Raw genomic sequence first — 26,073 nt, forward strand, 5'->3', positions numbered from 1 at the left:
CGGTTCGTTGACGCCGAAAAACGCGTTTGGGCACTCTCGGCGGAGTGCCCCTCAGACCCCGCTCTCTTCGCCGCGCGCCCGTCGAGCCGATCCCCGAACCGGCCGAGCCTTCCCCGATACCGGAACAGGTCTGGCAGCGCGTCCCGATCGACGCCCTGATCGACCTGGTCACCGAGATCTTCACCGCCCACGATCTGCCGTGGTCACGGGCGAGGATGGCCGCCGAGGCGGTGTGCCACGGCGACCTCACCGGAACGCCGGAATCCGGTGTCGCCGAACTGACCCGGCTGCATCTGCCGATGCTGGTCGACGGCATGGTGCGGCCGAGGGCCGAACCGCTGATGATCGCCGACCGCGGCGCCGCCGCCCTGATCGATTACCGCCGCGCGCCGGGGCTGTGGGCCGTCGGCGACGCGATGGACCGCGCGGTGTCCCGGGCGGGCCGGTACGGCGTCGGGCTCATGTCGGTCCGCGGCGTCGGGCCGTTCGGCCGCGCCGGGCACCATGCCGCGAGGGCGTTGCCGCACACCATGATCGGGCTCGTCATGGCGGCGGGCGGTGAGCTCGGGAAGGCCGCGAACCCGCTCGGGATGGCCGCCCCCGCGGGCGCGTATCCGGAGTTCGTGCTGGATCTGGACACCCTCGCGGACGTCGATAGTGCCGCCGTCGCCGGCTTCGCCCTGCTGGTGGAGATCTTCGCCGGGGTGCTTTCGGGCGTCGGCGACCACGATCACGACACCGGCCTCATGGTGATGGCCATCGCGCCGACGACGCTGCGCAGCGCCGACGGGTTCTACAAGGCCGCGAGCGCGTTGTTCGGCAGCCTGCTCGGCTGGGAGGGCGGCGCCCCGGTCCGGTATCCGGGCTGGCGTGAGGCGCAGTACCTCGAACAGTGCCAGGCGCTGGGCGTCCCGCTGAACGAGCCGGTGCACCGCGAGCTCGAAGAACTCGCGAGGGCACTCAGGCTGCCGGGCTTCGGCGGCCGCTGACCCCTGATCCGTCCTCGTGAATGCCGTGCCGCCGAGGGAGGGGAATCACGAACAATTCGCGATTCCGTCACCTGTTGGGCTGACCGGGTGATTCTGTCGCGCGCTTGTCGACGATATTCGAACTGACGGTGATTATGCGGTCCCTCTCGGTGTGTCTTCTCTGGTTTGATTGCTGGTTCGAGAAGACGGTGCCAGAGGGGGAAGTATGGCGGCCGACTACACCGGCCTGCTTGATGAATTGCGAGCTCTGCGCAAAGGGCGGGGGATCTTCTCCGCTGAGATCACTCAGCGGATAGGCCCCACCCTGCGCGAGCTTTGCTACATCCAGGCGGACGACCAGGTGCCAGAGGTCAGAGAGAAGCTCCTGCGACACCTCGGTGACGTGGCGGCCTTCTTGCCCGCTGACCTGCGAGTGGCCGCCTCGGCGGCGGTCGCGCTCCATCCCGCGGCGAGACACCAGTTCCTGACCGGGCGGATTTCGTGGCTCGCCCAGCGGATCGGACGAGACGAGCGAACCGTCCGTCGCCGGATGGACGACGGCATCGCCCAACTCGCGGAGGTTGCGGCCCGCTGTCTCAGCGCGCCGTCTCCGCGGCCGGAGAACGATCAGAGCGACTTCCATGTCGAGCAGTTCAGCGCGGTCCTGATACTGGATCGTGGTGCGCCGGAGGCGCTGGAGAGGCGCACGATCGTCGCCGAGCGCGACGACCTCGACCAGATAGTCGTCGCACTCAGCCTGCCGACGGTGCCCGCCGCGAAGGAAAGGGACCGGGACCTGGCGGCGGAGGTCCTTTACGGCGGGACGCTCCTTCGTCGAAGGCGCCCGGTCGGCAGCCGTTTCGAGTTCGTTCTCACCCTGCCGAAGCCACTCCGAGCGGGAGAACGCCACGAGTACGCGATGCGATATCGGGTTCCCGAAGGGCAGGCGATGCGCGAGCACTACGTGTACACGTCGCCAAGGCGGTGCCATCTCTTCGACCTCCGGGTTCGCTTCGGACTCGTCGATCCACCCGGGCGGATCTGGCGAGTCGAAGAGGTTTTCCATCGCGACCTCGACGACGAGGCCCCGGCGGGCGACGTCCTGGTGCCCGACAAGGCGGGCGAGCTCCATGTCGTGTTCCGCGACCTGTTGCCCGGGTTCGGCTACGGCGTCCAATGGACCATGTCGTGAGCGATGGCCGGACATGGCGGGACCCGGTACCCGAGAGCGAACCGGGCGCCTTCTGGGACACCTTGTCGATGGACGACAGGCGAGCGATGAACACCGCCGGGACATCCATATCGGTTTCGCGCGGGGTCGAGATCTGCAGACAAGGACGGCCGTCGTCCACCGTCCATCTCCTGTGCACCGGCTCGGCGGAGATCTTCCGGCAGGACGCGGACGGTATCCGCACCATCCTGGCCAGGCGAAGGCCCGGACAGCTGATCGGTGAGATGTCGGCCGTCGACCGATCGCCGGCCTCGGCGACGGTGCGGACGTTGTCCGCCTCGGTGTTCCTCGTGCTCCCGGCCGCCCGGTTCGTGGAGCTGTGTCATGCACGGCCCCAAGTCACCTGGAGCGTGCTCCGGACGGCCGTCGCCCGGCTGAGGGACAGCGACGACCAGCGGCAGCAGTACCGGCTCGATGTCCGCAAACGCACCATTCTCTGTCTGCTCTCGATCGCCGAGGACGCTCATCCCGGAGACAGCCGGTCGCGTGTGCCGATCACCCTCACGCAGCAGCAACTCGCCGACATGGTGCCCGCGTCCCTGCCCTCGGTGACTCGGATACTGGAGGATCTCCGCGACGCCGGCGCGCTTCACACCGGCAGGGGCCGGATGATCGTCGAAACCGGACGGCTGCGTTCGCTCATCCGGCTGGATTCATGAATTCTCCGTTCCGCATCATCTGATGTGGAACGCGGTCGCTGACCGGCATAAATTCTTCTCATCGAGTTGATCCCATTGTTCGACGAGGCTCGCGGCTCGTCGAACAATGGGATCCCCGACTCTTCCGAGAGGTGAATCGGTGAAGGTCATGTGCGGTGCGAATGTGGTGCTCAAGTTGTGTGCGTTTTCGCTATTCGTCGGACTGCTCATCGGGGTTTCTCTCGGTTGACCGCCCGGCCTGCCTTGGTCGGCGAAAACGGAGGGAGGTGACGCTCGATGGAACCGCATCTGTTGCTTGTGCTGGTGAGCGTTCTGTTCGGCTGAGGGGGCCGGGCGGCCGGCTCGAGGGGGGCCGGCCGCCCCGGGTTCCGGTGGCAGATATTTGTCCACTTTTTGTCACTTCCCGCTGGGGTGGCACCCTGTTGTCCTGATTCTGTCCTTGTATCGAGGGCCCCGGCCTTTGAAACTTGCCGCCAGTTGCTGGCGAATAGTGCGAGTGGAGTCAAAAGTTGGTCTTCATGAACCAGTCGGGGCCGCCGGTCACCGAGTACCGATCCATGGTGCTCGTCGACGTGGAGGGATCGACCAAACTGCCCGACCCGGCTCAGATGGAAGTCAGAAAGGCGCTCTACGAGATCCTCGACGAGGCTTTCGGCAAGGCAGGGGTGAGCGAGCGTCACCAGGTCAGGGAGGATCGAGGAGACGGCGTCATGATCCTCGTCGACTCGACGGTGCCCAAGATCCACCTTGCCGGGACGTTCCTCGGGCAACTCGTCAGTTCGCTGGAGGAACACAACCGGTCCAACGCGCTCTCGGACTGGCTGCGGCTCAGGATCGCCCTGCACGTCGGTGAGGTCCACCGTGATCGGCACGGCTACGGTGGCGACGCGCTCAATTCGGCGTTCCGCCTGCTCGACGCAGAAGAGCTGAAGAGTCGTTTCAAGGAGATCCAGCGGGCCCAATGCGTGGTCATCGCTTCGGACCGGCTCTTCCACGACCTCATCCGCCATCATCCCGACGAGACCGGCGCGGCGCAGTACCGGGAGATCACGGTCGAGCGAATCGGCAAACCCGCATGGATCCGGGTTCCCGGTTTCACCCGCCCCCCGGAGAGCCCGGCTGCGGAGAAGAAGGCAAGTGGCCCCGGTGGAGCCAAGACCGCGGGCATGACCGCCAACACGCTCTTCGCCGGCCCGGTCACCGCTCATCGCGACTTCGTCATCAACAACGACTGACCTGCGAGAACCATGGAAACGACAGAGAGCGGCGAAAATCGGCCGCCTGACACCGGTGGGTACGGCGAGGCTACGGAGGACGAGAAAGACTCCGGAATTCCGCGAACCAAGGAGGACGCGCTCCGGGCCTTGAAAGACGAGGGCCCGGATTGGGAGGACAGCGACCGTTCACAGGCGATCATCAACGAGTGGATCGAGCGGACCCGCGGTCCCGGCGCGACGACGATCAACTACTTCGCCTCCGAAGTGCACGCGGGTCGTGACTTCGCCATCGGTGGTGGCGGTGAGAACCGCAAGCGGCGGACCAACGCGACCCTCGTCGCGATCGACGCCGCCGAGATCGCCGAGTACACGGCGGCGTTCGTCGAACCGGCAGGGTTCAGCAGGGCGATAAGGGTGCTCGGCAGAAAGCACGTGGTCACCCTCGCCACCGCCGAGGGGCTCGGCCAGCGCACGGCGGCGTTGGAACTCCTGCGGCGGGTACTCGGGGTCGACGAACCGGTCTTGTACAAGCTGGACGCCCTGGAGGTGCTGGGCGACCGGACCTGGGAGCCACCGCACGACGCGGCCGGGTACCTGGTCCCGCGGGAGGACGCCTCGTTGAGGCTCCTCAGCGAAACCTGGTTCGACGCGGTTTCCCAAGGTCTGGCGGCGGCGGGTGCCTACTTGGTTGTGCTCACGGAACCACTCAGCGACGAGCTGGCCAAGGCCACCTGGCGTACGGACTTCGTGGTCGAGAACCTCGCGGCGCCGTATGCCTTCGACGTGGTCACGGAACGTTTGTGCCGGACAGGTCTGTTCGATCGGGAAACGATCAAACGGCAACTGACCGAGGCGGGGGTGAGGCCTTTGCTGGAGGCCCGGCCGAGGCCGCGGTTCGCCGTGGAGTTCGCCGCCGAAGTCGTCAGGGTCGTCAGCGACGGTGGCGATCTGCGTGACGCGGTCGCGAGGCTCGACCGGCCCGGCGAACTGGTCCGGGAGTGGTTCTCCGAACACAAGAGGCACGATCAGCTGGCGTTCGTGTTCGCGGTCGCGGTACTCGAGGGAAGCAGCTACCTCACGCTTTCCGACGCCGCTGCGCAACTCTTCACCAGACTTCCCGACGCTCCCGGCGAGGAATCGATGCATTTCCGGGGCACCCTGCGGAAGGACCACCCCTGGATCGAGCTCGACGTCGGCGATGAGCCGGGAGCCGTGGAGCTGGTGAGGTTTCGCAACCAGCGCTTGCAGCCGGTGGTACTCACGCACATCTGGTACGAGTACGACATGTACCGGCCGGTTCTCCAGGCTTGGTTGAAGAGCCTGTGCGGACACCCGGACGTCGAAGTGCGAGCCAGGGCCGGAACGGCTGTCGGGATCATCGCGTCAGGCGATCTCCAGCATGCGATGCACCGCTATCTCAGGCCGTGGGCGCGGAGCAAGATTGGTCCGCTCAGGCAGAGCATCGCGCTCGCCTTGAGCGTCGTCGGCGCGCTGTCGGAGCACACCGACAGCGTCTGGGCCTTGTTGCGGGATTGGGCCGAAGCACCGGAGAACGTCTACGAACGGCGCATGGCCGCGACCGCGGGGCTGGTGGCAGGCAGTCCGTGGGGTTTGGACGACCCGAGCAGGGCGCTGGGCGTCCTGCGGTGCCTGGCCGAGGACGACGACTGGGATTCCCTGGAGGTCATCGCCGTGGGGATCCTGCACCTTCTCGACGGTGGTTCCTTCACCGAGGTTCTCCGGGCGCTGCTCGCCTGGACCGCTCGGCAGGACGAGAGCGCGCTGGTGGAGAAGGGACTGGTGGCGTTCACCTTCGCCGCCAGGAATCCGGTCAGCCGGGCCGAGACGGAGACGACGGTGGTGCCGGTCCGGCGCCCGGGGTTGCCGACGTTGCTCTCGAACGCGGTGAACGCGCCGAAGGAACTCGCCGAGCTCTGGGCGCGGGCTCTGGCGAACGCTCAGGTCAGGCCCTTGGCGTTGGACGCGTTGCACGAGTGGCTGAGGATGGCGGATCGTGATCCGAGCGTCTTCCAGGCGGTCCGGACCCAGATTCTCACTGTCGCCGGGCTCAGCGACCTGGACTGTGAGCGTCTCGAGTACCACCTCGAACTGTGGGCCGATTCCGAGGGGAATCCCTCCGCCGCCGCCTTCGAAATCCTGCGCGAGCTAGCTGTACCCGTTTGAACGGAGCCTTCATGCCCACCGTGACCTACGACCCGATTCTCGAGCTTCGAGAGCTTCCCCGGCTCAGGGTCTTCACTCCCATCGCCGCACCACGGCTCGGAACCAGTCTCGTGCTGGAGCCGGAAGAAGGGCCGCCCCTGGTGATCGCCGCCGGCGATCGGGTCCCCGAAGCCCGGCTCGGCAAGTACCACCGGTCGTACCTCATCGACCTCGGGAACTACGCGCTCAGCTTGGAAGAGCGGGTTCCCAGTGCGGATCCCTCGTTCCAGTTCACCGCGACCGTCAGCTTCACCTGCCGGGTGCACAACCCCACGGAGATCGCGAAGCGCCGAGTGCGGGACATGACCGGATCTCTCCGGCTTCAGATGGCGAGGCTGATGCGCCAGGCCGCACGCGAATACGACATCTCGGAGTTCAATCAAGCCGAGGCCGCGATCAACGCGCATCTGGAGAAGTTCACCGGAGACTCCGCCGTCTACCTGGGCGGCTATCTCGTCGAGCTGCACGCCGGTGGCGCTGTCGAGCAGAGCAGCGCGGAGTTCCACGACACGAGCCGCGCGATCAGGATGGATCGGATGCGACGCGAGCCGATGGCCGATGTCGTTCGCGGCGGCCGCGATGAGATGTACGCCCAGTGGCTCGCCAAACGCGGTGGGGACCCGTCGCAGTTGCTGGAATTCGAAGCGACCGCGAGAGCTGATGAAGCGGAACTGATGCTGAGGACGATGAAGGCGCTTGAGCCCAGCGAAGGTGCGGAGCCGTTCGCTTTCCGCGAGGAACGGAAGAAGCTGACGGCCAGGCTGCTCGGTGAGCCGACCGAGGATCGCCCGAAAAAACGCAAGTCGCGGCTGACCGGTTCTCTCGCGCCCGCGTCCGACCCGGCAGCCGAGGAGCAGACGCGTTCGCGGTCCGATCGGCTGGAAGCCGACGAGCCGGTGAACCGGGTTCGTGGCCTGGGGCAAGCGCCGGGCCGAACCGATCCGGACGCTTGAGGGGGCGAACGTGGAGATGGTCGCGTCCACGAGTCCGGGTGCCGCGTACTGGCGTTGGCAGGAACGGGGAATCCAGGCACTGGGTGTCTGGACCGAACGGAAAGCGGGTGCGGGTGAGGACGCGGAACCTCTGTTGATTCATCGAAAGCCCGCGGCCGAGGGTCTCATCGCGGTTTTCGATGGCGCGGGTGGAGCGGGTTCGGCGGGGGCGGGATCGACGCCGGACGGTCGCGAACGGACGGGCGCCTGGGTCGGGTCCCGGACGGCCCGAGCGGCGACGGAGGAGTGGTACGTGCGTGTCGCGGAGGACAACGCCGACCCCGGCCCCTTCGGTCTCAAGAGCTTGCTCGATCTCCGGCTCGGTCAGATGGCCATCGGGAATCCCAGCAAGCTGGGTGGCAGCATGCGGCGGACCTTGCCGACGACCCTCGCGTCGATTCGCTACGAGGTCGGTGACGACGCGGTCCGCTGGCAGGTCTTCTGGGCAGGCGACTCGCGTTGTTACCTCCTTGAGGAGTCCGGGCTGCAGCAGCTGTCGCTCGACGACGCCGATTCGGCCGACGCGCTGACCCTGCTCATCGAAGACCCGCCGATGACGAACCTGGTTTCCGCCGACAGGCGGTTCGTGGTCAACTCCGCGCTCGGTGACGCGCCGACGCCCTGTGTGCTGCTCTGTGCGACAGACGGCTTTTTCGGATACGTACGGGGCCCGGCCGACTTCGAGTACTTCCTCTTGAAGTCGTTGAGCAGCGCGGTGGACCTCGACCATTGGGCGGGCAATCTTGTCGAGACGGTCTGCTCGTACACGGGTGATGACGCATCGCTTTCCTTGCTGGCCTTGGGTTTCCGAGACTTCGAAGACCTTCGCGGCCACTACGCCGCGCGGCTCGGCCTGGTGAGGACCGAGTTCTGGGAGCCGTTGCGGGCGGCGGAGGAGAGGGCGGACCGCGAGGGTTTCGTCGCTGCTCGCAAAGGTTCCTGGGAGCACTACCGGTCCGGTTACGAACGCCGGATGCCGTTCAAGGAGGAAGATCGATGAAGCAAGGCGACAGCCTGAACGGCTATCGGGTGGTCACCAAGCCGACCAACGACGGAGCCGGAAAGTGCCTCTGGGCCTTCGTGGAACGTGGCGGGCACGAGTACTTCATCAAGGAGTTCCTCGATCCGAAACGTCCTGGCCGCAACTCGATGGGCGGCGAAGAGTCCAAACGGCTCCGGCTTGAGCAGTGCGAGGAGTTCGAGCGCAGGCACTGGGCGGTGATCAACAACCTCGACCCGACCGACCCCTATGCCGGCAATCTGGTCACGGCACTCGACTTCTTCTGTGTGGGTACCAAGTACTACAAGGTGACGGCTCGGATGACACCGGTGCCGATGCCGCCGCCGGAAGCACTCTCGAGTCAGCAGAAGGTCGTACTGCTCGGAACGCTCGGTGACAGCCTGGCCTTGTTGCATCGCCAGAAGATCGTGCACGGTGATCTCAAACCGGACAATGTGCTCCTGCACCGGCCGCCGCGTAGCGACCTCTACACCGCGAAGCTCATCGACTTCGACGACGCCTACCTTTCGGGTTCGCCACCGGACCGCGACACGATCGGCGGAGACGCGGGGTATGCCTCCCCGGAACTGGTGCGCTACTTGAAGAACGACCCGTCGATCCGGCCGGACCAGTTGACCACGGCCGCGGACATGTTCGCCTTCGGCCTGATGTTGCACGGATATCTCACCGGAGCACCACCCGGATTCGCCGGTGCACACGGGTCCGTCGCGGAAGCGGTCAACGCCGGAGCGGACATCCGGCTCGACAGCAAGTTGAGCGACCTGGCTACGGCCTTGATCCAGGCGTTGCTCGAGGCCGATCCCCGTGCCCGGCCGACGGCGGCTGCCGTGCTGCTCGCGCTGGACGACAAGTCCCTGGTGGACACCAAACGGTCCCGACTGCGGATCAACCTGTCCGCGAATCGTCAGAGAGAGGGCAATCCCCATGAGCCGGCCACATGAGGCCCTGAAGTACGCGGTCGACATCGTGTTGTGCATCGATTCCACCGCCAGCATGGCGCACGTCCTCGATGACGTGAAGGCGAGTGCCCTGTCCTTCCACGAGAGGTTGCTCGCCGAGATGCGGGCGAAGGGCAAGGCCATCAGCCAGCTGAGGCTGAAGGTCATCGCCTTCCGTGACTTCGGAGACTGTGCCGAAGACGCTCTCGAACAGACGGACTTCCTCATGCTGCCCGAGCGTTCGGTGGAGTTCGACAAGTTCGTGCACGGCCTGGAGGCCGACGGCGGCGGCGACATCCCGGAATCCGGCCTCGAAGCGCTCGCCCTCGCCGTGCAGGCCCCGTGGGAACGCGGCCTCGACCGACGGCGGCATGTGGTCGTGCTGTTCACCGACGCCCCGGCACATCCACTGGGATCGCCTCGGCAACGGGCGGCCGCCACCTACCCGACGTCGGTCCCGGATTCGATCGACGAACTGTTCGAGCAGTGGGGGCACGCCCGGAGCCAGCGTTCCGTCATGGACAACTCGGCGAAGCGGCTGCTCCTGTTCGCGCCGGAGATCTCGCCATGGCCGGAGATCGCGGACGACTGGAACAACACCTTGTTCTTCCCGTCCAACGCGGGTGAGGGCCTTGAGGAATGGGAAATGGGCGAGATCATCAACACCATCGCGAACAGCCTGTGATGGCGATCCTGCACGGCGTGGGTGTGACGGTGGGCTGGAACCGTGAGCGGGTGACCGTCGACGCGGCGGGTGTCCGGCTGGACATCCCGCTCACGAACTGCTCGGAAGCCCGGCTCGGCCACGTCACGACCGCCGCGGACGAGGTCCGGGCGAAATTGACGTTCCGCTGGGCGGCGGTGGACGGTGAGCCGTCAGGGGAGGTCGTCCTGCACTTCCCGGCCTCGATTTGGGACGACCTGGTCGTATTGACGAACTCCATCACGCCCGATCCGCCCGCACCACCGGGAGGCGGCCGTCGAGCCGTGCCCGGTGCCGGGTCGAACACCGGTCGGAAACCGGTGCGGAAGGAGTCGCGGCCAGTGGTCAACGAGGTGCTGTCCGACGCGCTCCGGACGATCTGGGACCACCGGGTCTCACCGCCGGACGGTGGAGCTCTCACGACCCGCCGGGACCGGGCGGAGAAGGCCGTGCTTCCACAGCTCGACTTCTCCCGTATCCCGGGGACGCCGGATTGGATCGGGTACCGCCCCTTGGGACACGGCGGTTTCCCCGGCCCGCCGGATTGAGGGAAGGAACAGTCGTGAAGTGGTCCTGCGACGGTTGCGACACCATCAACGACGGTGCCTCCCGGACGTGTAGACGGTGCGAACGGGAGGCCGGGAGCACGACGTCGTCCGAGGTGACGATAGTGCGGAGTCGACGACCGAGGCGGCCGCAGACGTCGGCAGCGGCACAGGAGCCCCGCCGTGCCGAGCCGCCGACGGGATACGCCACCGCCCCGCCACCTCCTCCTCCTCCTCCTCCGCCACGTCCGCATATCCCGTCGCCGCCTGCCGGTCCGCCGTATCGGCCTCCTTCGCCAAGGCCGTACCGGCCGAAAAGCGGAGTCTCGACCTTCGTGGCGCTCGGCCTGGCGTCACTCACGGTGCTCTGCTGTGTCGTACCCCTCATCGTGGTCGCCATCGGTGGAGGCGGGAAGTCGCGTTCCGGAGATGGCAGCTCAGCGTCGAACGGTCTCCGGGCTCAGGAAGGGAGCCCTTGCCCGGCCGAGGTCGCCCGATTCCTGCCAGGAGGAGAGGGCGTCCTCAAGGTCCGCTTGCAGACGGACAGGCACCTCGTCACCGTCTGTGAAACGGCCGACGGTCGCCTCTTCTACGACGGGCAGGGCAAGGGCAAACCGGTGACGGACGAACACCACCTGCAGATCCCGGCCCAGCGGACCGTGGACGGGTACACAGCCCGGAGAGGGGCGTACACCTACGAGATCAAGCCGAACCGGCTGGTGGTGGTCCGAGGCGAGGAGGTCCTGTCGGACAGCGCGACGTCGCCGGCTTAGGCGCTGTCCTGTAGGTCGTGTTCGCGGCCCCCTCCCGGTGACCGTGTGGATTTCGGGTCATCCAACGCACCGAAATCCACACAGTCGGCGATGGCCCTCCCGCGACACCAAAGGTCCCCCGCTCCTTTTCCGCAGGTCAATGCACCTGGGCGCGAAGACCGCGAACAGGACGGCGCTCAGGACAGGACGACGCGGCCGCCTTCGCCGCCGACCTCCACGACGTCGCCGTTCGTCAGCTGACGGCCGCGCCGGACTTCCACCTCGCCGTTGACCGTGACCTCTTCGGCGTCGAGGAGGTCTTTGGCGTGCGAACCGTCTTCGGCCAGGTTGGCCAGTTTGAGGAACTGGCCGAGGCGGATCGGCTCGCCGGTGATCGGGACGTCGTGGATGCTCATGGGGAGATCATCCCCGTGCGTCCATTTTCCGGTACAGGGTGGCGACGTCGGTGTCGAAGTAGCTGCTGTAGGACGTGTCCGGATCGTCCCCGCCGTACAGGTAGCCGCCGATCACGCCGACGACGGTGCCTAGTTCGGTCGCCGGGTCGGGGTCGACCACCCAGGGGCCGCCGCTGGTGCCGGTCGTGAAGCCGGGGCAGCCGACACGCATCTGGTAGGTGTCGGCCTGGCTGCTGGTGCCGTGGCAGACGACCGGCGCCTCCCGTTCGTCGGGATACCCGGTCAAGGTGATCGAGTGGGCGAATCCGCCGCCGGTCACGAGGGCGTTGGCGCCGGTGACACTTTCGAGGGTCTTTGTGGTCCCGGCCTGATGCGCGGTCGCGAAGCCGACATCCAGGTCCGGATCGGACGAATCGGCCCAACCTTCGGGGACCTGCGGATCGGAGACGTCCCAGAAGCCGTACGGCGCGACGCCGTCGTGATAGCCGGGCGCGAACGAGATCCCCGTCGCGTACTCGCCGCCTTCGCCGTCGTGAAGGCAATGCGCCGCCGTGAGCAGGAGGTCGCCGGGGGCACTGTGGACGACGCTGGCCGTGCAGAAATGCGTCCCGTCGATGAAGAGCGCGCCGATCGCCGGGTTGGTCCGCGGCGCGGGAGTGGCGGCCACCGTCGCGGCGGTGTCGCCGGCGTCGGTCGCGGCAGGATCCGAAGCGGCGGAGCAACCGGACAGAACGACACAGAGCACGAGCAACAGGGCGCGGCGCATCGCGTTCCTTTCGCTCTTCCACGGCTGTCCGGTCACAGATCACCATAAGTGGGGCACGAACACAGCCCGAATCGATCAACGCACAGCAAGCTCACAGTCGTAGTATGTGTTACCTCCGGTAACAGTCGAGCGGGTTGGGAGCGGGTATGAGGTCGTTCACGGACAAGGTCGTGGTGATCACGGGCGCGGGCTCGGGAATCGGCAAGGCACTCGCGATCGAGCTGGCGGGGCGGGGTGCCAGGCTGGCGCTTTCCGACGTCGACGCCGTCCGCGCGGCGGGCACCGTCGCGGAGTGCGAGACGGCCGGCGCGACCGCGAAGGCGTACGCGCTCGACGTCGCCGACCGTGACGCCGTCCTCGCGCACGCCGAGGAGGTCGCCGTCGATTTCGGGGGCGCCAACGTCGTGGTGAACAACGCCGGGGTCGCACTCGGCGCCACGGTCGAGGAAATGACCTGGGACGACTACGACTGGCTGATGGGGATCAATCTCGGCGGCGTGGTCAACGGCACGAAAGCCTTTCTGCCCCAGGTGATCGCTTCGGGTGACGGGCACATCGTCAACCTTTCGAGTGTGTTCGGCTTCATCGGCGTGCCCACGCAGAGTGCGTACAACGCGGCGAAATTCGCGGTGCGGGGGTTCACCGAGGCGCTGCGCCAGGAAATGCTGATCGCCCGTCATCCGGTCAAGGTCAGCTGCGTGCATCCCGGCGGCATCAAGACGAATATCGCCCGCGACGCGCGGGGCGGCGTCGAGCGGGACATCGACAAAGCCGCCGAGGGGTTCGAAAAGATCGCGAGGACCACGCCGGAGAAGGCCGCGCAGACCATCGTGCGTGGTATCGAACGGGGGACGGCGCGCATCCTGATCGGTCCGGACGCGTATGCCATCGACGCGATTCCCCGCGTGCTCGGCTCTTTTTACCAGCGGCCACTCGCCCTGCTCGGGCGCTGGGGAATGCGGAATCTCTGAGAAAGGGGAAGCCACTGAACGGAGTAACCCTCTGTGGTCCGGACGGCTCGGCATAACTCGATCGGGGTGCGTTACTTACGGCGGCGTCGGAAATGCACCACAATGCTCAAGTTCGTGATTCCCCTTCCGGAGGTCCCCATGCCGCGCGCCGCCCAGCGCCGTCCGTCGACCGACGCTTTCTCCGCGCCTGTCGAGACCGTCGAACTACTGGACCGGACGGGGATCATCGCGGCGAGCCTGCCGAAGAGGCGGCGCAGCCCCGAAAACGAGCCGGAGCCCAAGCCGATGCCGTTGCGGCCCCCGGTCTGCGAACCGGTCGTGGACAAGGATCTCCGGCCCAAGGCCGTCGTCATCCACCGTCGCGCCCGGTCCTGGCTGGCAGGCGGAGCGGGGGTGGCGCTGCTCGCGATCGGCTGGTTCGCCGGCACGTTCACCCTCGAGCCGGTGGAGGACACCGCCTTGCCAGGGTCGCCGCTGCCCGCCGTGGTGACCCAGCAGCCGCCCGTCGCGCAGCCCGCGCCGCAGGCGGCCCCGGTGACCGTCTACGTCCCGGTCACCGTGAAGCAGCAGGCGCCCGCGACGAAGAAGAAGCCCGTCAGGGAACGCGTCGTGGCCCTGCCGCCCGCCGAGACCAAGCCGCCGGAGCAGCCGCGTTCGGACCTCGGAGCGCGCGACAAGGCCGCGGAGGACCTCCGGAGCATGATGGACCCCGCCGTGGCGAGTTCGCTGGCGATGCAGATGGCGCAGGGAATGATGAGTTACGGCCGCTGACCCGTCAGCGCGGCGGCCAGCGCGGAGCCCTCGCCGGGGTCGCCGTGCACGAGTTCGGTGCGGTGGACCACGCGCGGCGAGGACAGGGAAAGCACGCCCACGCCGGTGATGACGTCGGCAGGGAGCAGCGCCAGCCCTTGACCGGCCGAGACCAGGCGAAGCAGGCCGTGGACGTCGGTCCCGGTGTACCGCAGCCGACCGCGGAATCCGTCGGTCGAAGCGGACTTTCTCAACCGTTCCAAGGGAATCGCGGTGTCCGGCGCGTCGATCCAGTGCGCGCCGGCGAGTTCGGCCAGCCTGGCGGTCCGTCCGGTCAGCGGATGGCCGGCGGGCACCGCGACCGCGAGCGGGCGTTCGCCGACGACGGTGGTGGTGAGCGGGCCGAAGTCCGGCAGCGGGAGCGGATCACTCGGCGCGGTCATACCGTCGATGAGACCGAGGTCGAGCGAGCCCGTCGCGACCTCCATCAGGACGTCTTCACGGCGCAGCACGCGCAATTCGGTGCCGCGCTGTGCGGCGGCGGCGACTTCGGCGGTGAGTGAAAGCGGCGTCAGTCCGAGCACGACCCGGCCGGTCGCGGCCGCGGTGAGCCGGGCGAGGTCCGCGCGGGCGGCGTCGAGCCGGGTCAGCAGCGGGCCGGCGTGTTCGAGCAGACGTTCCCCGGCCCGCGTCGGGGTGACGGGCCGCCGGGTCAGCAACGTGGTGCCGAGGTCGTGTTCGAGCGTGGCGATGTGCTGGGAGATCGCGGACTGCGTGTAACCGAGTTCGCGTGCGGCCCGGGAGAACGAGCCGCCGCGGGCCACCGCCACGAAGGTGCGGAGCAGATGGGTCTCCATGGTCATCAGTATCGCTTATGACTTCAGCAAGGATCATCGTTGGCGCTGAACTCGGCCCCCGGGTCAGGATGGCCGCATGACACAGACAGCGCGGGTCGCCCTGGTCGGCGACCGTTCGGACGGCGTCCGCTCCCACGTCCGGATCCCGATGCTCTTCGACCGTCTCGCCGAACGTGACGGCCTCGAACTCGACGCCTACTGGATCCCGACCGACGCCGTCGGCGACGTCACCGGTTTCGACGCCGTCTGGCTGGTGCCCGGCAGTCCCTATCGATCCGAAGCCGGCGCGGTGGACACCGTGCGCGCCGCTCGCGAGAACGGCATCCCGTTCCTCGGCACCTGCGCCGGTTTCCAGCACGCGCTGCTGGAATTCGCACGGAACGTCTGCGGCCTCGGCGGAATCGGGCACGGGGAGAACGCGCCGGAGTCGGCCGAGCGGTTGATCGTCCCGCTGGCGTGTTCGCTCGTCGGGCACGAGAGCGCCGTCCACGTCACGCCCGGAACGCTGGCCGCGCGGATCCTCGGCGCGGATCGTTCCGTTGAGCGGTACCACTGTTCGTACGGCCTCGACGCCCGGCATCGGGACACCTTGGCGGCGAACGGGCTCGTCTTCAGTGGATTCGACGGCGAGGGCGACGCGCGGATCGCGGAACTGCCGGAGCACCCGTTCTTCCTGGCGACCCTGTTCCAACCGGAACTCGCCGGCGACGGCACCCGTCCCCATCCGCTCGTTCACGCCTTCGCCAGTGCCGCCGTGGAGCACGCGAATCAGTCTGTCCATAGTGGACGCTGACGGCGGTCGTGCGCCGGATGGCCGCTGACACAGCGAAAGTGATCGACTACCGTGAGCCAAGGGGAGGGGCTCATGGAAAAGGGGGATTCCACTCGGAGCACACCGTTCAAGGCCGCTTTCGCGGTCGGCGAGTTCCGTGCGTTGTGGGCGGCCGAGGCGTTTTCGCAGGCCGGTGACCAGCTGGCCAGGGTCGCGTTGTCGGTACTGGTGTGGGAAAGAACGGCGTCGGCGGGGCTGACCGGGCTCACCTACGGGCTGACGTACCTGCCGACGCTGATCGGCGGCACCCTGTTCGCCGGACTGGCCGACCGGTATTCGCGGCGGACGGTGATGATCGTCTGCGACCTGCTGCGGGCCGCGATCGCGGCGCTGATGGCGGTCCCGGGGACGCCGTTGCCGGTGCTGGCCGGGCTGCTGGTGATCCTGACGATGGCGGGTGGCCCGTTCCGGGCGGCACAGCTCGCGTTGCTCCCGGACGTCCTCGAAGGCGAGCGGTACGTCGCCGGGCTCGCGGTCCGCACGATCACCATCCAAACGGCACAGCTGGCCGGATTCGGCGGTGGCGGACTGGTGATCGGGCTCGTGACGCCCCACTGGGGACTGGTGATCGACGCGGCGACCTTTGTGGTCTCGGCGCTGCTCGTGTCCACAGGGGTCCGTCGCCGGGGGCCCGCCGCCACGGAATCTTCGGTGAAAAGCCGGGTAGCGCGGGCTTTCAGTGGTGAAGGCGTCAGAGAACTGTGGCAGGGCAAGGGAATCCGGGTGCTCTTCGGGCTGAAGATGCTCGCCGGATTCGCCATCGCGCCGGAAGGGCTCGCGGCGCCGCTCGCCGTCGGGCTCGGGGCGGGGAATTTCGCGGTCGGTCTTATTCTCGCGGCGGATCCGGTGGGTTCGGTAATAGGATCGTGGATCTTCACGAAATGGGTTCCGGCGCGACGGAAAACGCGAATGGTCGGCATTCTCGCCATCGCATCCGTCGTTCCCTTGGTCTTTGTCTTCTTTCATCCGTCACTGCCGGTCTGTCTCGCGTTGATCGGGCTCAGCGGCGCGTTCGCGGCGCCGTACCACCTGCAGGCCGTGGCGCTGATGGCGCGTGCGGTGCCGGACGGTGTCCGGGCGCAGGTGATGGGCCTGACCTCGACGAGTTTGGTGACCGTACAAGGAATCGGGATCATGCTCGCGGGCGGTCTCGCCCAGTTGACCGGTCCGTTCGTGGCCGTCGGGGTGGCCGCGACGGTCGCCGTCGCCTCGGCGGGCCCGATGGCGATGGCGTGGAAACGCACCATCGCCACCGGGCCCGATGTATGGCTCCCGGCAGGGAGCCGAACCGGCTGAATCGGTGGGATCAGTCCTCGCGACCGTTCATGATGGTCCTCCCTCCCACTGCTCCATCTGTGTGTTCCGGAATTGACTCGAGCCACCCTCAGTACTACCTCGGATACATTGAATCGCGTACGGAAGGGGGACCGGTGACGATGATTATGGGGGATGCGGAACTCGTCGGAGAAGGGGCCGGTACGCGTCTGAGAACCTGGGTCCGAAACTGGGACTTATGGTCCGGACCGCGGGGGGTGCCGGCGGTTTTTCTTGTGGTGGAAGGACTTGCGGCGGCAGTCGCCGTAGTCGCCCTGCTCCGATCGAACTACGAGACTACGGAATTCGTCCGATTTGGATCACTGCTCGGCCTTGCTTTCCTGCAGGCCGAGCTTTCGCGTTCGGTGGAACGGTTGCGGCGCACGCTTTGTGACCGGCCGCATATCAACATGACTTCGGTGTGGACGTTCGCGGGGGTGCTCGTCCTGCCGTCCGGGCTCGCGCTCGCCCTCGGCCTGCTCATCTACCTGCACCTTTGGCTCCGGGTTTGGCGGGGGATGAGCCACCGCCCCGCCTACCGCGTCGTGTACTGCGCGGCGGCGATCGTGCTGTCCTGCCTGGCTTCGGGCGCCATCGTCTCCGGCTGGAACGGTCTGCCCGTCGGGTTCGCCGGTTCGCTGAAGATCGTCGAGGCGGCGGCCGTGTTCACCGTGGCCAACGCGTTCGTCGTGGCGCTTTCGGTGTATCTGCACACCGGGGGCCGGTCGCCGCGTTCGCTGTTCGGCTCGGGCGACGACAACCTGCTGGAGGTCACCACCCTGGTGCTCGGGACCTCGACCGCGCTGGGCATCGTGCACGCGCCCGCGCTCGTCCCGTTCATCCTGCTGCCCGTGCTGGTGCTGCACCGCAGTGTGCTGGTGCGGCAACTGGAGATCGCGGCGAACATCGACGGCAAGACCGGCGTGCTGAACGCGCACGCGTGGCATGTGCTCAGCGAACGGGAGCTTTCGTCGGCGGCAAGGGCGAAGAGCAAGCTCGGGGTGCTGATGCTCGACCTCGACCACTTCAAGCAGGTCAACGACGTCTACGGGCACCTCGCGGGCGATGTCGTGCTCAAGGTCGTCGCGGAGACGATCTCCGAGCACGTGCGCGACTACGACTCCGTCGGGCGCTTCGGCGGCGAAGAGTTCGTCGTACTGCTTCCTGGCGCGACGGAGACCGAGGTGATCCCTGTGGCCGAGCGGGTCCGGCAGGCGGTGATGGCGATCGAGGTCGAGGTCGCGACCGCTTCGGGGCCGCGGGTCGTGCGGGGCCTTTCGGTGTCGATCGGCGTCGCGGTCTACCCGGCGGGCGGGACCGTGCTGGAGCGGCTGCTGCACGTCGCCGACTCCGCGCTCTATCAGGCGAAGAACAGCGGCCGGAACCGCGTCGTCTCGCTCGCCGCCGCCTGACGCAACGCCGAACTCGCGTGATTGAGGGCGTAACTCACGTGATTGGAGGCGTAACTCACGTGATACGCCCCCAATCACGCGTGAGCGGAGTTCTACCAGGGTGAGTTTTCTTCGTCTTCCGGTGCTTCGTGGCGTTTATCGCGAGGCGCCTGCGGCGGAGGCGGAGCGTCGGCGGACGACGACGCGGGAGGAGTGGGCGGCGCGGGAGGCTCTTCCTCCTCGATCTCGGGGAAGCGGCTGCGCAGGGTGCCGATCATCAGCGCCCTGGTCTCCTGGTCCTCGTCGCCGAGCGATTCCTGCATGACCTCGGCGACCTGGCCCGCGATGCCGGCCTGCGCCTGGTGCATCGTCTGCAGGATCTGCCGCGACAGTTCCTCCAGCGGGTACGTCCTCGCCTTGTTCCCGAATTCGATTTCCGTCACGCCGCCGTCCGCGCCGACGGTGATCTTGACGGCGCCGTCGGAGCTGGCCGCGGTCAGCCGCAGCTGCTCCGTGCGCTCCTGTGCGGCCGCGTAGCGCTGGGCCTTTTCTTCCAGCCCCGCCGCCCAACGGTCCATTTTGCGCTGGGCCTCGTCGGGGTCCAGCATGAGCTCGCCGAGCTCGTTCCCTCCGGTCACTTCTTCCCTCCGATGTCCAAGGCCTTGAAGTCCGCCTTGAACGGTTCCGCGTTGGTCCTGTCACCGTCTACATAGGACTTCGCGGCGGTGCGGACGTTGTCCGCGGTCGACTGGATGCCTTCCGCCGCGGCCTTGATCGTCTCTGCCGCGCGTTCGCCCGCCGGGTTGACGATCGGCGGCAGGAACGCGCACAGCAGGCCGTACGCGTCCGACGACATCGCCGAACCGGTCGCGCCGTGCGCGGTGTTCAGCCGGTCCACGAGCCCTTCGAGATGGCTCGCGTGCGCGGTCAGGTCGTCCGGGTCGACCTCGAACGAAGCCGTCACTTCCAGTCCTTGTTCTTCCAGTCGCCGATCACCGGCGGGGCCACGATCTCGTCGGCGGCGAAGAAGGACGGGTCGTCGGATTCGACGTAGTCGGCGACCTTGTGCTCCTTGTCGTCCTGGCCCTGTCCCTTGCCCGCCGCGGGTGCCATGCCACCCATCGGCATACCGCCGGGCGTACCCGGCTTGCCGCCGGAACTCCCCGCGCGGGCCGCGGCCCCGTCGGCGTCCATCGCACCCGCGCCGACGGCACCGCCCATACCGAGCGAACCCGTCGCCCTTCCGGCACCGCCGAGGCCACCGCCACCGGCACCCGCGCCGCCCGCGCCGGTCCCGCCGCCGAAGCCGCTGGTGCTGCCGCCGAGACCGCTGGTGCCACCGCCCGGGATGTTCGGCATGCCGAGCTTGGGCGGGTTGTACGGCGTGCCCTTGTACGAGTTGCCGTCCGGGAACGTGGGGCCGCCGAGCCGCTCGCCGATGCCACCGGGCCGCGGGATCGGCGGGATGTTCGGCATGACCGGCTTCGGCCCGCCGCTGTTGGGCCCGTTCGGGATCGGGATGTTCGGCGGGGTGAACGGGAGACCGCCACCGGGACGGGGCCCGCCGCTTTCGGGGATGGGGATGTTCGGCGGGGTGAACGACGGCGGCGTGACGGACGGCGGTGTGTAGCCCGTGGTGCGCGTGCTGTCGTCGATCTTGGGCAGGTTCGGGAGGTTGGGGCCCGCCGACGCCGCGGGTTTGTAGGTCTCGCCGCCGGTCGGCCCGTTCGGGATGTTGATGTTGGGCATCGACGGGTTGGAACCGGGACCGCCACCACCGGGGAAGCCACCACCAGGACCGCCGCCGCCGGGGAAGCCACCGCCCGGACCGCTGCCGCCGGGACCACTGCCGCCAGGACCACTGCCGCCGGATCCGCCGTTCGGCGCGTTGAACGGCGACACACTGCCGGGTCCACCGGGTCCACCCTGGGTGGTCCCGTCCACCGAGGCGGCGATGGTCCCGTCGGAACTCGCGGTGAACGGGGTGCCATCGGCGCCTTCGGCTGCCATCCGGTCGCGAAGCGTCTGGGCGGGCGAGCCCGCTCCACCGCCGGCTGGGCTGCCCTGAAGCTGCTTGGCCGCCTGCATGGTCGGCAGCTTCGGCGGGGCGGGGAACGCCGGGGTGGCGATCGCCGAACCGACCGTGCCGTCGAAGTCGGTCATCACCTTCGCGGCCTGATCCCGCGCGTCCTGCTGCTTCTTGAAGGTGGAGAGGTCCTTGCCGAGCTGCGCCATGTACAGGTGCGGGTCGGTGATCGTCTGCAGGTTGGCGTTGGCCTCCTGCACGCTGAACGCGACCGGCGGGTTCGCCGCCATCAGCTTCTGCGTCTCGTTGAGGGTCTGTGAGTGGATCTGCTGCTGCCGCCCGGCCAGTGTCGCGCCGTTCGCGGTCGCGCCGAGCCACTTGCCGACACCGGCGAGGTGCTCGCGGGCCGCGTCGCCGCCTTCGCCCTCCCAGTTGGCCGTGCTCGCGTTGATCGCTTTCGCCAGGTTGCGCTGGTGCGTGGCCAGGTCGTTGCCCGCCCGGACCCACTCTTCGGAGGTCTCGCCCACCGCGGCCGGATCCGCGTTGTCCGCGATCGCGGACTGCATCTGCTCGTGGGTGGCGTTGGCCCAGACCGTGGACGGCGGGCTGCCGGGTTTGCGGAGGTCCAGGTTCTTGTCGAGACCCTCGCGCGCCTTGTCCAGCTGCCCCTCGTACATCTTCTGCGTGAAGACGTCTTTGAAGCCGTTGAGCGCCGTGTCACCCCAGCCGAGGATGTTGAACAGGATGTCGGTCCCGGCGGTGGCCCCGGCCCGGATCTCGTCACCGGAGGCGGCCTTGTCGGCCAGCGGCCCGACGTAGTACGGGGACGACGAGTCGGCCGTGATGTCGTAGAACGGGTCGTCCGGGTTGTAGTCCTCGGACTGGGGGTCGGAGACCTTCGTGGTCTTCTCCGCGGCTTCGGTCACGGGTCTCTCCTCTTAGATCTCGGTGTCGATCCGCGTCAGGGTGCGCTGGTTCTCGTCGTCGCGTTCCCGGTAGTTCCGCTTGGCGAGTTCGATCGCCTCGACGTAGGTCGGGAATTCGGCGCGGGCGGCTTCGAGCTGGGTGAGCAGGCCCTGCGCGTCCGTCGCGGTGCCATGCATGTGCTCGGACACCCAGCGCGCGGTCGCGGTGGAGCTCATCGGCGGCGTGTTCCGCAGCTTGGTCAGCGCGCTCCAGCGCTCTTCGAGACTGTCGATCACTCCCTGGAGTGATCGGATCATCTCTTCACCGGTGCTCTCGTCGACGGCGAAACGGCCTTGCTTCGCCAGGGCCTTCAGCTCCGTGCCCGCGAGCTTGGCCCGGACCGCCATCATCGGCTGCAGTTGTTGTGCTTCCTCGGTCAACGGAGGATCCTCTCGCCGGGTTCAGGAGGGTCAGTAGATGTCAGCGATGGCCGCGCGGATGGCGTTCGCCACGCCCGACTGACTCGCCGGGTCGTAGTGACCGATCACGGCGCCGGAGGCTTCGTCGGTCTCCGTCCAGACCAGGTACCGGCCGTCCTCGGTGTCGAGCCAGCTCAGCGGCGTCGAGCGGAGCCGCTCGCCGCGGCGGCCGATCCCGCTCACGATGATGTGCCCGCCGCCGAGGCGGGTTCCGGACAGCACCTGCTCCAGGACGGCGACGTCGCTCTCGTCGTTGCGCGGGGAAGGCGACTCCGGCCGGGCGCGGACGACGCCGGTGAACTGGAGGTTGCCGAACGCGTCGGTCTCCTCCTCGTCGAATTCCGCCTCCGCCTGACGGCGCGCGGTCATCGCGGAGACGGCGCGCTCTTCCTGCTGCACGAGGGTGCGGCGGCCGGTCGACGCGGGCCGCATCCGCGGCAGGACCCCGGCGAGGACCTCGACCAGCTCTTCGTCCGCGAACAGTGCGAACTGCAGGAGGTCTTCCCCGTGGGCCTGGGTGATGCCGAGCGCCTGCCTGCCGTCGGTGAGGGTGAGGACGGCGATGTCCTGGCCGATGCCGTCGATGCCGTTGACCGAGACGGTGATCCGGTGGTTCGAGAGCAGCGCGAACGCGGTGCGGATGGCCTGGTTCAGCTCGCCGCTGATCGACAGGCGGCGCTGTTCGAGGTCGGCGTAGACCTTCCGGATGACGGCGGCGTATCGCTCCGGGTCGATCGAAGTGTTGCGGACGCGCAACGGAAACAAGCGGACATCGACGCCGAGCGCCTGTCCGACCACGGTCGCCTCTACCGTCCCCAGCGCGAAATCGGCTCGTTCAGCCATGCTTTTGCGCTACTCCCTCACGGGCGCCGGGCCCCGACTTTGTTAATGGCGAAAACAAACTAGCACAGCGCATGACTGTACGGAACCATACGAACACCGGTGGACCCGATGGAATGGATCACAGTGCCCGATCGGGCACTTTTCTTGCCCCTAAAGGAATAACGGCCGAAGTCAGCGGTCGGCCGTCGCGGGTGCGTAGGTCGTCATCCGGCGGGCCACATCCGTCCGGGAACGGGCGCCGAGTTTCCGCAGCACCTTGGCGACGTGCTGTTCCACAGTACGCGGCGAAAGGAACAAACCGTCCGCTATTTCCCGGTTCGTGCGCCCGTCGGAAAGCATGCGCGCGACCTCGAGTTCGCGGGGCGAGAGTTCCTGGCCGTAGCCACGCCGCCCGCGCTGCGAGGGTGCCCACGCGCCGTGTTCCCGCAGCTGGTGACGGCAGCGGCCGGCGTCCCTGGTCGCGCCGAGCCGCTCGTAGGCCTCCGCGGCCGCGGTGAGCTCCTCGATCGCCTTGCGGTCGCCCGCGGTCGGTTGACCGGCGGTGAGCCTGCCCGCGGTGAGGCGGCCGGCGTTGAGACGACACAGCGCCGCCCGCTCCCGGGCGCAGATGGCCTGGTACGGCATCGGCAGCGCCTCGTAGCCTGTCGCCGCTTCATCGAAAACCGTTGCCGCGGCGGGATGTTTGCCGCGCGCGTCGAGCAGGATCGCCTGGCCCGCGAGCAGCGCGACCCGGGAGACCGGCGAGTCCTTGCCGTCGATGCCGCGGGCGAACTCCTCGACGACGGCGTCCGCCTCGGACCAGCGTCCGGCTCGCGTGTAGGCCTCGGCCGCGGCGGGCACCAGCGCCGCCGCCCACACCCAGACCCCCTTGCGCCGGGCCGCGGTGACGGCGTTGTCGGCCGCCGCGCAGGCGCCGTCGACGTCGTCCGTCGCGAGGAGCACGCGGATGAGGACCCCGGCCGCCGAAAGGACGACGGGGATCGGCCCGTGTTCCGGGGCGTGCACACTCGCCGCGGTCAGATGTCGTTGCGCGGCGGCGAATTCCCCGCGGACGGCGGCCAGCCCGCCGAGGACGAGCGAGCACTCCATGACGATCGGGCCGAGGTCGGGATAGGTGTCGCGGAGCTGTTCGGTGGTCTCGGCGAGCCCGGACCAGTCGCCGCGCACCCAGTCGAGCCGGACCCTGGTGCCCTGCGCGAGCCCGGCGGCGTAGAGCGCGCCGGCGTCGGTCGCGCGCCGGATCCCTTCCGTGACCAGCTTTTCCGCCCTGGCCAGATGTCCGGCCCAGGACTGCGCGTCGGCGAGGTTGCACCACAGCCGCGCTAGCTGGACCCGTTCGGCGACCCCGTCGACCACACCGCCGTGGTCCGGTAGTTCGGTGAACTCGGTCCAGGCCGACCCGTCACCGATATGCGCCTGGGTGGAGATCCGGTCGCCGAGGAGCGCGAGCCGCAGTTCCGGGTCTTCGATCCGGTCGAAGACCTCGCGGGCGCGGTTCATCCAGACCTCGTGCCAGGACAACGGGGTCAGCCCGTCGATCGGCTGGGCGAGCAGGTTGATGCCGCGGGCGGCCAGTTCCGGCTCGTCGACCAGTTCGGTGATCGCCTTCTCCACCTCGACCCGGCCCCGGCCGAGCCGTCCGATCGTGCGGACGAGCAGCATCCCGAGGCTGAGCCGGATCGTCCCGCGCACGCTGGGCCGCAGGTCGGTGAGGTCTTCGAGGATCCGTTCCAGTGTCTCGATGACGTCCGGGCGGAAGCCGCGCAGCGCGACCTGGCTGAGTTTCGTGGCCAGCCGGGCGATGTCGTCCTCGCCGAGGCTCGCCTCTGCCAGCACGGACTGGAGCAGGTCGATCGCGCGTGACGTGTCACCGCGGGCGATGGCCTCGTCGGCGGCGGCTTCGGCGTAGTGGCGCCATTGTTCGGTCCGCCCCGCCGCGCGCGAGTGGTTCGCCAGCAGGGTCAGCGGCGGGACCGGCTGACCGGCGAGCACCTGGATCGCGCGTGAGTGCAGCAGCGTCCGCTCCGGACCGCTTATCGTGTCGTAGACGGCCTTGCGGGCCAACGGATGCCGGAAGCCGTAGCGGTCGCCGCCGAGTTCGCCGAGCACGCCACCGTCCAAAGTGGACAGCAGTGCCGAGCGGAGCCCGTCGCCGTCGAGGCAGGCGAGTTCGCCGATCACCGCCGGTTCGGACGGGACGGCGAGCACCGCCGCCGCGCAGGCCAGCCGGACAGCGGGTTCGGGGAGCGCGTCGAGCCGTTCGGTGATGGCTTCGCGCAGGGAAATCGGGACTTCGAGGCTTTCCAGCAATCGGTCCGAGAGCACCTCGCCGATCGGTAGCCGTCCGGCGGCGTCCCGCAGCGCCCGGAGGGTCTCCTCGACCACGAACGGGATCCCGGCGGTGCTTTCGTGGAGTTTCGCGGTGAACGGCGCCGAAACCCTGGGCAGGTCCAGCAGTTCTTCCGCCAGTTTCCCGACCGCCTCGACGTCGAGCGGGCCCAGCGTCACGCGGGCGGTCTGGACGTTCGCTCTCGTACGGAACGGGATGCCGGCACCGTGTCCGGAAGGGGAACCGGTCCGGTACGCCGCGACGACGGCCAGTTCGGCGGGCATGGCCGCGGTGAGGAACCGCATGAGGTCACGGGTGTCCTCATCGGCCCACTGGAGGTCGTCGATCAGGACGAGCGCGGGCCCGCAGGCGATCAGGAGTTCCCGGACCGCGCGGAATTGGCGGTGCCGTTCGGCGCAGGGGTCGGCGAGTGGTTCCGGCCGGGGAGGAAGGCTTTCCGCGAGTTCGGGCAGCAAGGGTCTCAGCACCCCGGCGACCGGGCTGAGCGGGCCGAGCGGCCGATCGCCGACCGAACGCAGCGCTTCGAGCAGCGGCCCGAAGGGGAACGGCTCGCGCATCGGCTGACAGGCGCCCGAAAGCACCCGGCCGGACGTGAACTCGCGGCGTCCGGCCAGCTCTTCGAGCAGCCTGCTGCGGCCCATCCCGGGTTCGCCTTCGATCAGCACGGCGGCGGGACGGCGCAGCAAGATCTTCACTATCGCCGAGACCTCGACGTCCCGGCCCACGAGTGCCGTCGATCCGGCGCGGACCGAAACCGAGGTCGGGCGAGGGGTGGCAAGCCACATCATGCACTCCTCGGTGGGGAGTTCCCGCTGAGCCCGACACGATCTTGTGCGTTGTCCTGCGGAGCCTAAGCACTGCCTACCTGGTCGTAAACCACCCAACACGGACACCAAGGGCACCCTGTGGGGCCGTTCGCGGAC

The 26,073-nt window shown here is 68.2% G+C and carries 25 protein-coding genes; 16 read left to right on the forward strand and 9 right to left on the reverse strand.

All coding sequences use genetic code 11. The features are described from left to right. Nucleotides 1–44 precede the first annotated feature (44 nt). The 11 genes from DL990_RS04660 (at nt 45) to DL990_RS04715 (ending at nt 11,270) form a co-directional block, all read left to right on the forward strand. A complete protein-coding gene (locus DL990_RS04660; protein WP_233620390.1) occupies nt 45–989 on the forward strand; it encodes an Ldh family oxidoreductase in 945 nt (314 codons plus the stop codon). 205 nt (nt 990–1,194) lie between these two features. Then, nucleotides 1,195–2,160, forward strand: coding sequence for a hypothetical protein (locus DL990_RS04665; RefSeq protein WP_125797999.1), 966 nt, complete (start codon nt 1,195–1,197; stop codon nt 2,158–2,160). Next, complete coding sequence (locus tag DL990_RS04670; RefSeq protein ID WP_125798000.1) at nt 2,157–2,858, forward strand: Crp/Fnr family transcriptional regulator; 702 nt, start codon at nt 2,157–2,159, stop codon at nt 2,856–2,858. Before DL990_RS04665 ends, DL990_RS04670 begins: the two co-directional genes overlap by 4 nt. A 518-nt stretch (nt 2,859–3,376) precedes the next feature. After that, a complete protein-coding gene (locus tag DL990_RS04675; RefSeq protein WP_233620391.1) occupies nt 3,377–4,093 on the forward strand; it encodes a hypothetical protein in 717 nt (238 codons plus the stop codon). A gap of 129 nt (nt 4,094–4,222) precedes the next feature. After that, a complete protein-coding gene (locus DL990_RS04680) occupies nt 4,223–6,259 on the forward strand; it encodes a hypothetical protein (protein ID WP_233620392.1) in 2,037 nt (678 codons plus the stop codon). A gap of 11 nt (nt 6,260–6,270) precedes the next feature. After that, on the forward strand, nt 6,271–7,251 hold the full coding sequence (locus DL990_RS04685; RefSeq protein WP_233620393.1) for a hypothetical protein: 981 nt from the start codon (nt 6,271–6,273) through the stop codon (nt 7,249–7,251). 16 nt (nt 7,252–7,267) lie between these two features. Beyond that, the gene (locus DL990_RS04690; protein ID WP_233620429.1) at nt 7,268–8,290 is read left to right on the forward strand and encodes a serine/threonine protein phosphatase; all 1,023 of its coding nucleotides are present in this window, start codon (nt 7,268–7,270) and stop codon (nt 8,288–8,290) included. Next, nucleotides 8,287–9,252, forward strand: coding sequence for a protein kinase (locus DL990_RS04695; RefSeq protein ID WP_125798004.1), 966 nt, complete (start codon nt 8,287–8,289; stop codon nt 9,250–9,252). Before DL990_RS04690 ends, DL990_RS04695 begins: the two co-directional genes overlap by 4 nt. Next, entirely contained in the window at nt 9,236–9,934 is a 699-nt protein-coding gene (locus tag DL990_RS04700) for a vWA domain-containing protein (RefSeq protein ID WP_125798005.1), read from the forward strand. The genes DL990_RS04695 and DL990_RS04700 overlap by 17 nt, the downstream gene beginning before the upstream one ends. A 17-nt stretch (nt 9,935–9,951) precedes the next feature. Then, nucleotides 9,952–10,500 (forward strand): hypothetical protein, encoded by a 549-nt coding sequence (locus tag DL990_RS04705; RefSeq protein ID WP_233620394.1) that lies wholly within the window; start codon nt 9,952–9,954, stop codon nt 10,498–10,500. A gap of 332 nt (nt 10,501–10,832) precedes the next feature. After that, nucleotides 10,833–11,270: a hypothetical protein gene (locus tag DL990_RS04715; protein ID WP_125798007.1), complete on the forward strand. Its 438-nt coding sequence runs from the start codon at nt 10,833–10,835 to the stop codon at nt 11,268–11,270. A gap of 176 nt (nt 11,271–11,446) precedes the next feature. Here DL990_RS04715 and DL990_RS04720 read toward each other — a convergent pair whose 3' ends face one another. Further along, nucleotides 11,447–11,665, reverse strand: a complete 219-nt coding sequence (locus DL990_RS04720; RefSeq protein WP_061980312.1) for an RNA-binding S4 domain-containing protein — start codon at nt 11,663–11,665, stop codon at nt 11,447–11,449. Nucleotides 11,666–11,672: 7 nt separating this feature from the next. Next, nucleotides 11,673–12,431, reverse strand: coding sequence for a serine protease (locus DL990_RS04725; RefSeq protein WP_125780635.1), 759 nt, complete (start codon nt 12,429–12,431; stop codon nt 11,673–11,675). A gap of 146 nt (nt 12,432–12,577) precedes the next feature. On the opposite strand from DL990_RS04725, the gene DL990_RS04730 reads away from it, so the two are divergent. Beyond that, nucleotides 12,578–13,402, forward strand: coding sequence for an SDR family oxidoreductase (locus DL990_RS04730; RefSeq protein WP_125780637.1), 825 nt, complete (start codon nt 12,578–12,580; stop codon nt 13,400–13,402). A gap of 114 nt (nt 13,403–13,516) precedes the next feature. Continuing rightward, entirely contained in the window at nt 13,517–14,173 is a 657-nt protein-coding gene (locus DL990_RS04735) for a hypothetical protein (RefSeq protein WP_370451244.1), read from the forward strand. Here the strand turns inward: DL990_RS04735 and DL990_RS04740 are convergent. Then, nucleotides 14,161–15,009 (reverse strand): LysR family transcriptional regulator, encoded by an 849-nt coding sequence (locus tag DL990_RS04740; RefSeq protein WP_233620395.1) that lies wholly within the window; start codon nt 15,007–15,009, stop codon nt 14,161–14,163. The two genes, DL990_RS04735 and DL990_RS04740, sit on opposite strands and share 13 nt — an antisense overlap. A gap of 76 nt (nt 15,010–15,085) precedes the next feature. Here DL990_RS04740 and DL990_RS04745 point away from each other — a divergent pair, with 76 nt between their 5' ends. The 3 genes from DL990_RS04745 (at nt 15,086) to DL990_RS04755 (ending at nt 18,567) form a co-directional block, all read left to right on the forward strand. Next, complete coding sequence (locus DL990_RS04745) at nt 15,086–15,802, forward strand: hypothetical protein (RefSeq protein WP_125798010.1); 717 nt, start codon at nt 15,086–15,088, stop codon at nt 15,800–15,802. A gap of 72 nt (nt 15,803–15,874) precedes the next feature. Continuing rightward, nucleotides 15,875–17,137: an MFS transporter gene (locus DL990_RS04750; protein ID WP_125780645.1), complete on the forward strand. Its 1,263-nt coding sequence runs from the start codon at nt 15,875–15,877 to the stop codon at nt 17,135–17,137. 254 nt (nt 17,138–17,391) lie between these two features. Further along, a complete protein-coding gene (locus tag DL990_RS04755) occupies nt 17,392–18,567 on the forward strand; it encodes a diguanylate cyclase (RefSeq protein ID WP_125798011.1) in 1,176 nt (391 codons plus the stop codon). A 92-nt stretch (nt 18,568–18,659) separates the two neighbouring features. On the opposite strand, the gene DL990_RS04760 is transcribed toward DL990_RS04755, so the two are convergent. The 6 genes from DL990_RS04760 to DL990_RS04785 form a co-directional block, all read right to left on the reverse strand. Beyond that, nucleotides 18,660–19,184: a YbaB/EbfC family nucleoid-associated protein gene (locus DL990_RS04760; protein WP_125798012.1), complete on the reverse strand. Its 525-nt coding sequence runs from the start codon at nt 19,182–19,184 to the stop codon at nt 18,660–18,662. Next, complete coding sequence (locus DL990_RS04765; RefSeq protein WP_125780650.1) at nt 19,181–19,510, reverse strand: type VII secretion target; 330 nt, start codon at nt 19,508–19,510, stop codon at nt 19,181–19,183. The genes DL990_RS04760 and DL990_RS04765 overlap by 4 nt, the downstream gene beginning before the upstream one ends. Beyond that, complete coding sequence (locus DL990_RS04770) at nt 19,507–21,498, reverse strand: hypothetical protein (protein WP_125798013.1); 1,992 nt, start codon at nt 21,496–21,498, stop codon at nt 19,507–19,509. Before DL990_RS04770 ends, DL990_RS04765 begins: the two co-directional genes overlap by 4 nt. Nucleotides 21,499–21,510: 12 nt before the next feature. After that, nucleotides 21,511–21,918, reverse strand: coding sequence for a hypothetical protein (locus tag DL990_RS04775; protein ID WP_125780655.1), 408 nt, complete (start codon nt 21,916–21,918; stop codon nt 21,511–21,513). A 30-nt stretch (nt 21,919–21,948) separates the two neighbouring features. Beyond that, nucleotides 21,949–22,800, reverse strand: a complete 852-nt coding sequence (locus DL990_RS04780) for an ESX secretion-associated protein EspG (protein ID WP_125780657.1) — start codon at nt 22,798–22,800, stop codon at nt 21,949–21,951. 171 nt (nt 22,801–22,971) lie between these two features. Next, the gene (locus DL990_RS04785) at nt 22,972–25,935 is read right to left on the reverse strand and encodes a LuxR family transcriptional regulator (protein WP_125798445.1); all 2,964 of its coding nucleotides are present in this window, start codon (nt 25,933–25,935) and stop codon (nt 22,972–22,974) included. Nucleotides 25,936–26,073 lie beyond the last annotated feature (138 nt).

The organism is Amycolatopsis sp. WAC 01416 (assembly GCF_003947485.1).
Taxonomy (GTDB): Bacteria; Actinomycetota; Actinomycetes; order Mycobacteriales; family Pseudonocardiaceae; genus Amycolatopsis.

What these genes read in the sequence shown, in the direction of transcription:
- DL990_RS04695 (WP_125798004.1), top strand. Translation starts at nt 8,287, where the DNA reads ATGAAGCAAGGCGACAGCCTGAACGGCTATCGGGTGGTCACCAAGCCG.
- DL990_RS04690 (WP_233620429.1), top strand. Translation starts at nt 7,268, where the DNA reads ATGGTCGCGTCCACGAGTCCGGGTGCCGCGTACTGGCGTTGGCAGGAA.
- DL990_RS04675 (WP_233620391.1), top strand. Translation starts at nt 3,377, where the DNA reads ATGAACCAGTCGGGGCCGCCGGTCACCGAGTACCGATCCATGGTGCTC.
- DL990_RS04785 (WP_125798445.1), bottom strand. Translation starts at nt 25,935, where the DNA reads ATGTGGCTTGCCACCCCTCGCCCGACCTCGGTTTCGGTCCGCGCCGGA.
- DL990_RS04780 (WP_125780657.1), bottom strand. Translation starts at nt 22,800, where the DNA reads ATGGCTGAACGAGCCGATTTCGCGCTGGGGACGGTAGAGGCGACCGTG.
- DL990_RS04700 (WP_125798005.1), top strand. Translation starts at nt 9,236, where the DNA reads ATGAGCCGGCCACATGAGGCCCTGAAGTACGCGGTCGACATCGTGTTG.
- DL990_RS04750 (WP_125780645.1), top strand. Translation starts at nt 15,875, where the DNA reads ATGGAAAAGGGGGATTCCACTCGGAGCACACCGTTCAAGGCCGCTTTC.
- DL990_RS04725 (WP_125780635.1), bottom strand. Translation starts at nt 12,431, where the DNA reads ATGCGCCGCGCCCTGTTGCTCGTGCTCTGTGTCGTTCTGTCCGGTTGC.
- DL990_RS04745 (WP_125798010.1), top strand. Translation starts at nt 15,086, where the DNA reads ATGACACAGACAGCGCGGGTCGCCCTGGTCGGCGACCGTTCGGACGGC.
- DL990_RS04720 (WP_061980312.1), bottom strand. Translation starts at nt 11,665, where the DNA reads ATGAGCATCCACGACGTCCCGATCACCGGCGAGCCGATCCGCCTCGGC.
- DL990_RS04665 (WP_125797999.1), top strand. Translation starts at nt 1,195, where the DNA reads ATGGCGGCCGACTACACCGGCCTGCTTGATGAATTGCGAGCTCTGCGC.
- DL990_RS04730 (WP_125780637.1), top strand. Translation starts at nt 12,578, where the DNA reads ATGAGGTCGTTCACGGACAAGGTCGTGGTGATCACGGGCGCGGGCTCG.
- DL990_RS04740 (WP_233620395.1), bottom strand. Translation starts at nt 15,009, where the DNA reads ATGGAGACCCATCTGCTCCGCACCTTCGTGGCGGTGGCCCGCGGCGGC.
- DL990_RS04685 (WP_233620393.1), top strand. Translation starts at nt 6,271, where the DNA reads ATGCCCACCGTGACCTACGACCCGATTCTCGAGCTTCGAGAGCTTCCC.